Annotated in this window: 6 protein-coding genes; 1 reads left to right on the top strand and 5 read right to left on the bottom strand. The window is 42.7% G+C overall.

The window, feature by feature from the left end:
• Window positions 1-205 precede the first annotated feature (205 nt).
• Window positions 206-466 (bottom strand): hypothetical protein, encoded by a 261-nt coding sequence (locus H6S82_RS09090; RefSeq protein WP_190463948.1) that lies wholly within the window; start codon window positions 464-466, stop codon window positions 206-208.
• A 55-nt stretch (window positions 467-521) separates the two neighbouring features.
• Window positions 522-2627: a pentapeptide repeat-containing protein gene (locus H6S82_RS09085; protein WP_190463949.1), complete on the bottom strand. Its 2106-nt coding sequence runs from the start codon at window positions 2625-2627 to the stop codon at window positions 522-524.
• Window positions 2628-2684: 57 nt separating this feature from the next.
• On the opposite strand from H6S82_RS09085, the gene H6S82_RS09080 reads away from it, so the two are divergent.
• Entirely contained in the window at window positions 2685-2888 is a 204-nt protein-coding gene (locus tag H6S82_RS09080) for a hypothetical protein (RefSeq protein WP_190463950.1), read from the top strand.
• Between the two features lie 3 nt (window positions 2889-2891).
• Here the strand turns inward: H6S82_RS09080 and H6S82_RS09075 are convergent, their stop codons facing one another.
• The 3 genes from H6S82_RS09075 to H6S82_RS09065 all read right to left on the bottom strand — a co-directional run bounded on the left by H6S82_RS09075 (window position 2892) and on the right by H6S82_RS09065 (window position 9075).
• Entirely contained in the window at window positions 2892-3071 is a 180-nt protein-coding gene (locus H6S82_RS09075) for a peptidoglycan-binding protein (protein ID WP_190463994.1), read from the bottom strand.
• A 122-nt stretch (window positions 3072-3193) separates the two neighbouring features.
• Window positions 3194-7129, bottom strand: coding sequence for a PAS domain-containing protein (locus H6S82_RS09070; protein ID WP_190463951.1), 3936 nt, complete (start codon window positions 7127-7129; stop codon window positions 3194-3196).
• A 92-nt stretch (window positions 7130-7221) separates the two neighbouring features.
• Entirely contained in the window at window positions 7222-9075 is a 1854-nt protein-coding gene (locus tag H6S82_RS09065; protein WP_190463952.1) for an AAA family ATPase, read from the bottom strand.
• Between the last annotated feature and the right edge of the window lie 142 nt (window positions 9076-9217).

The raw sequence follows: 9217 nt of genomic DNA, 5'->3' as shown, positions 1-9217 counted from the left end.
AACGAACAAAAGCTTTTCGGCTTGTTCAATATAAGTACGCGCTTCTGGTGTTATTTGGCTAATCAGCCGAATACCAGTTCCGACTATAGTTAATGAACCAGAATTCATAATTTTATCCTTGGCAGAAACCTTGTCAAAATGTCTAGAGTTAAGTTTTAGGTATGAACTAGCCTAGAGATAATCACTGTGCGATGGCTAAATTTTATTAGACCTCTGGTGGGCTTGTGAGCCAAAGCTTGAGAGGAGGAATTGTTATAAAAGCTTCTGCCAAAAGATCAGGATATTGGTAAAGTTCTTCAGCAATAGCTCTATCGAGCATTGCCGAATTTCCACTCTTAATTATGGCTTTTTCCGCTGGAGTCAAGTTTGTTGCATCAAGTAGACTATCAGGGTTTTCTTGCCAAACAGCTAGTTTCTTTGGCTCTTCACCTATTGATAACAAAAATTCAGTTAATCGGGCTTCCACAATAGCCTCCTTTCGTAACAGATGATTAGCCAATTGACTTATCAGATATGAAAATTTAAACTAACCCTAATAATTGGGCGATCGCAGGCAGTAGTTTGTTACAAGCTTCTACCAATTGAGCGGCACTAGGTAAACCAGTAATTGTCCCTTTCAAAATTTTCATTGCTGTTTTCGCCGCCTTTTGCATTGCCCCTTCTTTGGGATTTTTTCCGGCTTCTGCTAAAGCTTTTACCTGCTCTAATGCTTCAGTTTTATCTTCATCTGTCAATTCAGTATCAGCTTCAATTACTGTTTGCAACTGCTTGAGTAAATCTGCTAATTTCGGTGCTTCTGGAGCATCCGAATCTTGTAATTGACCAATAGTATTGGTGACAGTACCGCTAATCTCTCCTACTGCGGCTCCGGTCATATTTTGACCGACAGCCGCTAAATTACTGATGCTGCCGCCTTGGACACCACTAATATTGATGCTACCTTGATTTTCTGGCATAGTATCTCCTTGATTTTGATATTTTTGGACATAAAAACTAGGTCGCTGGAGTGCGGTAGTTACCATATTTTGTAAACTACTAATATGAGCGTCTTTTGCTGCTAGCAGTAGTTGTAGGTGATTTTCTGGTAAAAATTTCAACTGATTGTAATCCTTAAAATATTCTTCAGCCAGGTAGGATCTATCTACATATTCGGCTGTTTTAGCTTTAAGTAAGAATTTATCTTTTCCGCGTTTTTCCATTGCTACAATTTCTATATCTGCTTCCGGATGGTTTTCGGCTAAGCGTTTGAAAGCAATAGCAATTGCACGAGGATCTACACCTTGATTGTGATACAAATCTAGCGTTTTGACAATAGGCGCAATGAAATCAGCAAAGTCGCCGTCTTCAAATATCTCCTGTTTGTTGTCTGGTTTTCGACAAGGATCGGGGTCATCTTTTGTTGGTAAACGCATATATACATAATTACACTTTACTCGCTCTAGTGTAGTTTCAGCAGTGATGCCCCAGTCTTCGATGTATGCACCAGTCAAACAAGCGCCAGTAAAGTTTGTTCTGTCTAGTTGTGTTTGTACTAGCTTTGCTCTGGATAAATCGGCTTGTTGTAAGTTAGATTCACTGAGGTCTGCCCCCATAAAACTGGCATCCGCTAGGTTTGCTCCCTGCAAATTAACTCCTCGCAAATTTAACCGATCGAAGTTTTTGTCTTGTCCCGCTCCTGTTACCACTAATTCCTGCAACTTTACCTGTTTAAGATAAGTAGTTCCAACACGAGCAAAGGAAAGCTTTTTTGCCTGAAGCCAGCAGGTGCGTATGAGGGTAGCTCCTCTGAAATCTGTACTTTTAAGTGTGGATTTCGTAAAATTAGTATCTGTCAAATCAGCATTGCGAAAACTGGTTCCTCTTATAGCAGCAAAAGCAACGGCAATACTCCGAGTTACAGGAAACTTTTCATCTCCAGCTAAGGCTCGCCAAGCAACATAACTACTTAGTAATCCTACAAACAATACCATACTGAAAGTTCCAGCCACAGCTAATAGCGGACTCACTTCAAGAGTAGAATAATCGGCAATTATACTTACCGTTAAAGCAACAATAATAGAAACAACAACATTCCCAGTCCCTGCTAAATTTCCACCTACATTTATAGCACCAGCTACAGTAACAGTCTGAATACAAATCACCGCAACAACTATAGCTAAAAGAACAGTTGCAGTTGTAGCTACAGCATATTTTCCTATTTCAGGAAAAGCCAAAGACCAAATGAAACTTGAAGTGATAGTTAAAGCTACAGCTACAGCCACAAACCCTAAAGCAGCTTCTAATCCTTTCCGAACAGTTACAATAAAGAATATTAAAAACAATATTAAAAAAATTACAGCGCTCAATCGATAATAAATAGTTTTATTAAATAGAAAAGATACTAGCCAAACACCATTAAATGCCAGAATTAATCCTGACAGCGCCGATAAAAGTAACGAGCCTGTTAATAGGAAAGTTGCCCAGCGTCTTTGCAGTCCGGCTGTTGCATGACTGAAGTTAGCACCGACGAGAATAGCATTGGAGAAGTTTGCACTGCGGATGTCTGTATAGCTGAAGTTTGTTCCTGTAAGGTCTTGACCTTTGAAGGATCGACCTCGGAGATTTTGGCCAGAAAAGTCTTTACCCATGTTAACTAATAGAGGGCTGTGACCAGTTCTATACAGGCTTAACAAAAAAATCAGCAAATGTCAGCGTTACTTAGATTAATTTTCATTAAGCTGAGCTTGCTTCTAACACTTGCTTGGCTGGCAGGCGATCGCACATCCTCTACGATCGTTGAGTCAGGCATAAAATATACGATCGCCTCTGCTATCGAGAATAGCTATGAGGCGATCGCACGATCGTCAGTTCGAGGTTTTACTCAGCTGTTGAAAATGTGTTTTAGATAAGTTTTACAGTCCTAACGCGGCACGGGTTTGCGGGCCAACGCGACCATCTACATCCAAACCTTTATTTTTTTGAAATTGCCTCACTGCTTTTTCGGTATCGATGCCATAAATGCGATCGATTTCGATCGCAAAACCCGCCTTTTTTAATGCCAGTTGCACTAGGCGAACGTCGCCATCCTGGATGGATATAAGGTTGGCTGAGGCGCACTATCCTTGGCGTTCCGCGATCTCCTGGATTTCCGAAACCTTCTGCGGGAGATTCGCCCAGCCGTTTTTCGTGTCCGAACCATAAATGCCGTCTTCATCTACGCAATCTCAGTTGTATTTTGCCTCACTAAGTACGGAGGAGCCACAAATGTAATGGCAAAAGAAGCGCCATTATGGGAATCAATTTCTAGTTCTCCGCCCAATTGCTCTGTGAGATTAATAACTAATTGCAATCCTAGTGATTGAATTTGTTCGATATCAAAATCTGGTGGTAATCCAACACCATCGTCACTGACTCTTAAATAAAGAGTGTTGTTATCGCGATGCAAAAAGGTAATACATAATTGTCCTTTATTTCTACCAGAAAATCCGTACTTCAGTGAGTTAGAAACTAGCTCGTTAATGATTAATCCGCAAGGTATTGCTGTATCGACATCTAGCTTTATACTATCTATTTCGATTTTTAAATCAATAGAATTCAAGGAAACCTTGTAAGAACGGAATAAATTTTCCACTAAATTGCTAATGTAATCAGCAGCATCGACTCTTGCTAAATCTTTAGCTTGATACAACTTCTCGTGGATGAGTGCCATAGACCTAACACGGTAGAAGCTTTCTGTAAATAAAGCTAAAACACTTTCGTCTTTGATATAAGTAGATTGAAGTTTGAGCAAGCTGGAAATTATTTGCAAATTGTTCTTAACTCGGTGATGAATTTCTTTGAGTAAAATTTCTTTTTCTTTGAGAGATGTTCTTAGTTGTTGTTCTGCCAATTTGCGCTCGGTGATATCCATGACAACCCCTGTCATTCTCTCAGGTAAATCGGCTCGATCGCGAATAATGTTACCGATACAAGCGATCCAACGTAGGCTATCATCGGATCGGATGATGCGCGTTTCTGAGTTGAGTGGTTTTCTATCTCGGATGGCAAGTTGGATTGTTTCTGCCAAGGCAGGACGGTCTTCTGGATGAATGCAGTTAATAAAGGCTTCTTGAGTTCCAGGAAAAGAACCAGGTGCAAGACCAAAAATAGCTTCAGTCCTTTCAGAGCACATAACTTGATTAGTTTGAATGTTCCAGTCCCAAGTCCCCATTAAGGCGGCTTCTAGGGCAATTCCTAATCGCAACTCGCTATTGCGGAGTGCGGCTTCGGCTTGTTTGCGATCGCTAATATCAATAAACAAACTATCCCAGAGAATATCCCCATTAGGTTGTTTGTCTGGACGACCGATGCCCTGAATCCACTTGAGGCGAACCGATGGTGTAATAATCCGTCCTTCCCACTGCCAAGGTTGTAAATTTTGAGCAGAAACTTTGATTGAATGGAATAAAGATAGCCGATCGTCAATATGAATTATCTCCAAGCTTTTCTGAGCATTTGCTTGCATTACTTCCGGTTCTATTTCCCAAATTTCGCGACATCTGGGACTGATATAAGGAAATGCTTGAAAACCATCAGATCTGAGAAGATATTGACACAGCATTCCCGGTACGTTTGCTGCCATTTTTTGGAATCTAGCTTCACTCTGTTTGAGTGCTTCTTCCGCTCGTTTACGCTCAGTGATATCCATAGAAATAGCACATACAGCATAAATTACGTCATTGCTATATTTTAAGGGGAATTTAATAGAAATATAGGTATGCAGTCCATCTATTTGAGGAACAACTTCCTCAAATTTTTGGGCAGTTTTTTCTTGAATTATCTGTTGATTGTTGGCAGCAAAGCGATCGGCAATTTCAGGTGGCCAATAATCATATATACTTTTACCAATAATTTTCTCATTATTATGGTTGAACAGTTTGTCATACTGACGATTAACCAGTATGTATCTATTTTGTAGATCGTTTACATAAATGACGACTGGTGAATTATCCAAAATTGCTTGCAGTTTGGCTTGACTATCTTGTAGCTCTATTTCTGTGCGGCAATGGTGAAGGATTTCATCAGCAAGCTTTTCGACAATTTGCTGTAATTCGTGGGTGCGATATTGCACTTTAATCTCTAATTCTTCATTCAGTCTTTGCAGTCTGGTTTCAGCTTGTTTTTGCTGGGTAATATCGACGCAAGAGCCTATATAACCGAGAAGCTCACCGTCAGGAGTAAGGCGGGGAACACCTTTATCTAAAATCCAACGATACTCTGCATCTGCACGCCGCAGACGATACTCCAATGAAAAGCTTTTCCTGGCTTGAATTGCGGCGGTGCGGATATTGAGATAACGATCGAGGTCTTCTGGTAGTATACTTTCTGTCCAATTTCCCTGGAGTTCTCGCTCTAGGGATCGCCCTGTGAATTTCTGCCAAGTCTGGTTAAAAAACGTACACTCTCCTTCAGGATCGGCTAGCCAAATCAGCACTGGGGCGCTATCTGCCATTAGGCGGAACAGTTTTTCGCTTTCTCGGAGAGCGATTTCTGCTTGTATTCGTGCTGTCAGTTTTTCCTGTACTTGTTGATAAAGTTGGGCTTGTTGGATTGCGATCGCTACTTGGTCTGCTACTTGTTTGAGCAGTTCGATTTCTGCTGGCGACCACTGTCGGGGATGGGCGCAATGGTGTGCGATCAGTAAGCCCCAAAGATAATTGTTCTGTAGGATGGGAACGACCAAGTTAGCTCGGACATCAAATTGTCTTAAAAAATGGGCATGGCACCGTTTAATACTGCCATCATCAATATCTGCGATCGCTCGTACTCGTCCCTGACGATATTGATCTATGTATAGGTGAAAACAGGAATCAAAAATGTTATGTCCCAGAATGGGTTGCCAATTTGCACCTACAGATTCTTGCACTACAAGGCCAGAAGCATCCTCTTCTAGTTGAAAAATAATTACCCGGTCTGTTTGCAGGAAATGCCTTACTTCAGCGACCGTCGTTGTGAGAATCTCATTTAGATTAAGAGATTGGCGAATGCGTTCATTTACTAACCGAATTAGACGTTCTCGCTCTGCTTGTTGCCGCAAGTTAGTTTCGGCAGTTTTGCGAGCGGTGATATCTTCTACAATACCCGTGATGCGGTAAATTTCACCAGCGCTATTTTTGAGTGGAAAAGTCTGACTTTGAACCCAGCAAATTTGTCCGTTTTGTCGAATAATTCGATATTCGCAGCAATAAGGTTGACCGCATATATGGGACTCAAATGCAGCGGTCACGCACTCGCGATCTTCTGGATGCACCACATCTAAAAAAATGTTGGGATTTTTATAGATAATTTCCGAGCTAAAACCCCAGATTTCTTGTAAAGCAGGACTAACATAAAGTATTTTGTTTTGGCTGGCGTCTTTGACAAAAAAGCCTTGCTGAATATGTTCTGCTAACTGTTGGAATAATTCGTTACTTTCCCTGAGTGCTGCTTCGGCTTTTTGACGTTCTTGTAATTCCGTTTGTGCTTGTTGATAAAGTTCGGCTTGATGAATAGCGATCGCGCAATGATCTGCGATCGCTTTGACAAATTCAATTTCCTCTGGTGTCCATTCCCGTTCTCCTCGGCATTCTTTTAAACTAATTGCGCCCATGAAGCGTTGCTGATAAATCAGTGGTGCAATTATCAGAGCGCAGATATTGCAGTGTTCTACAGATGAGAGAATTTCTGGTGGTTCACTTGCTTTAATCCGAGGCAAAACCAAAGGTTCGCCATTCGCCAACTGAGAGCGGTAATGATGATAGAAATCGCAGCCACAGCCGATTAAACTGTTACCTTCTGACGTAGACTCAGAAACATAACGAATGCCCAAATGATTATCCACATCGGTTCTAAAAATCAGGCAACGGCTAACATTGAGTGCAGAATGCAATTCATTGACGGCAATTTGCAAAATCTCATCCAAAACTAGCGTTCCCCGCATCGCTTGGATGATTTGATTGAGCAAAGCAGCTTGTTTAGCTTGTCTCAACCCAGCCGCGAGTGATTCTTGAAGTTGAGCGGCGCTATGTTGCACCTGCTGTTCCAGTTCAGCATTGCGCTGGCGCAGAAGTTGCGTTTCCTTGATTTTAAACTTGTAAACCGATTTCCGGGTGCGTTGGAGTCGTTTATACATTGGCAATGACTCGCTCGAACATAACGATTCGATTTGTGGATTTTAGATTTTAGATTTATTTTTAATCCAAAATCCAAAATCAGCTGTGTAGATCAAACAGGACGCTGTTCTACCAAAACTTGATAAGCATAGTTAAAATCATCAGTGCAAATCCGGATTGCACTTGGGTCTGCCATCCCTTCACGGCGGTAGCGACGCACTGCTTCTAAAGCAGCTTGATTGCACAGTAGCGCCAAGTCTGCCCCATTCCAACCTTCCGTTGCATCAGCCCAGAAAGCCAAATCCACCTCTTGTAACGGACGGTCTTGATTGTGTACTTGCAAAATCGCTAACCGACTTTCGCGTTCTGGTAGATCGACTTTTAATTGTAAATCCAACCTTCCCGCCCGCATTAAAGCTGGGTCTAAAGTATCGGGACGATTTGTCGCACCGATGACTAAGATAGTTGCCCCAACTTGCAAACCATCCAACTCTGTGAGTAATTGTCCCACGATGCGATCGCTCACACCAGAATCACCACTGTAACGACCCCGCGCAGGCGCTAAAGTATCGATTTCATCGATAAACACTACGCAAGGCGCAGCTTGTCTGGCTTTGGCGAATAATTCCCTGACTGCTTGTTCGCTAGCACCGACCCACTTACTCATCAATTCTGGCCCATTGACACAGATAAAATTGGCGCGTGCTTGGGATGCAACTGCTTTCGCCAATAAAGTTTTGCCAGTACCCGGAGGTCCCCACAGTAAAATCCCTTTCGGTGCTTGTGCTTTGGTTTGGGAGTAAAGTTCTGGATGCAGCAGCGCCCCTTCAACTGATTCCTGCAAAGTTTGTTTGATGTTCTCCAGTCCGCCAATTTCATCCCATGCAACATTGGGAGACTCTACTTCCACCGAACGCAGCACAGCAGGTTTAACTTCTTTAAGTGCTTGTAAAAAGTCGGACTGGTTGACGGTCATCGTATCTGGAATAATGGATTCCAGAGAAGGAACCTGACGGCGCAAAGCACTATAAGCTGCTTTTTGACAGACGGCTTTTAAGTCAGATCCTACAAATCCTACCGCACTGTCGGCGATCGCATCTAAAGATACCGAATCATCTAAAGGCATGGAACGAGTGAGAATTTGCAATATCTCCTTTCGTCCGTTTCGGTCGGGAACGCGAAATTGTACTTCTCGATCGAATCTTCCCGGACGACGCAAAGCCGGGTCGAGATGATCCGGGCGATTAGTCGCCGCCAAAACGATCACTCCTTTAGTTTGGGCGAACCCATCCATTAAACTTAAAAGTTGGGCGACCAGTCGTTTTTCCACTTCCCCTTCCACCTTACTGCGGTCTGGGGCGAGACTGTCGATTTCATCAATAAATACAATACAGGGAGCATTTTTCGCTGCTTTGTCAAAAATTCCCCGCAATCTTTGTTCCGCTTCTCCGTAGTATTTACTAATTACTTCCGGTCCAACTAAGGCAATGTAATTAACCCCTAACTCTTCCGCCAATGCGCGGGCAGTCAGGGTTTTGCCAGTACCGGGAGGGCCAACCAAAAGCACGCCCCGTGTTGGTTCCAGTCCGAGTTTAGCTAACAAGTCGGGTCGTTTTAAAGGAATAGCAATCAACTCTTTGAGTTCTTTAAGAACTTCTCCCAACCCACCGATATCTTTGAGAGAAGCATCATCCGGCGGTGTTACCTCCTCTGACCCCCCACCATCACCAGAACCAGAACTCGGTGGTGGCGGTTGCGTGCGAATGCGACTCGTACCGATATCGTTACCCGAATTACTGGGACGGGGAATACCTCCACTACGGGGAATACCTCCACTACGGGGAATATTACTCAAGGAACGAGTATTGAACTGCATTTCCGCCTGGATTTCTCCCTTGTCAATTTTTTCTTCTAAGGATTTGGCTAATTCTACCAATTGTTCAAACCCTCTGAATAAATCGCTCATAAAATTCCTCCTGAATTTACTGCACTAACTTGGCTGACCTAAAATAGGAGATTTGCCGCCCCTTTAATTCGCTCTAACGGTTCTACAGATCGAGGTAAACTTGGTAAGCAAACAATAGTTTGTTCGGCAAACAATCCCGGCT

Source organism: Planktothrix sp. FACHB-1355 (genome assembly GCF_014748295.1).
GTDB classification, from domain to species: domain Bacteria; phylum Cyanobacteriota; class Cyanobacteriia; order Cyanobacteriales; family Aerosakkonemataceae; genus Aerosakkonema; species Aerosakkonema funiforme_A.
This window is presented reverse-complemented; position numbering and strand designations above follow the sequence as displayed.

Excerpts from the sequence above, each read along its gene's own strand:
- H6S82_RS09085 (WP_190463949.1), bottom strand. The coding sequence starts at position 2,627 with ATGGGTAAAGACTTTTCTGGCCAAAATCTCCGAGGTCGATCCTTCAAA.
- H6S82_RS09080 (WP_190463950.1), top strand. The coding sequence starts at position 2,685 with ATGTCAGCGTTACTTAGATTAATTTTCATTAAGCTGAGCTTGCTTCTA.
- H6S82_RS09070 (WP_190463951.1), bottom strand. The coding sequence starts at position 7,129 with ATGTATAAACGACTCCAACGCACCCGGAAATCGGTTTACAAGTTTAAA.
- H6S82_RS09065 (WP_190463952.1), bottom strand. The coding sequence starts at position 9,075 with ATGAGCGATTTATTCAGAGGGTTTGAACAATTGGTAGAATTAGCCAAA.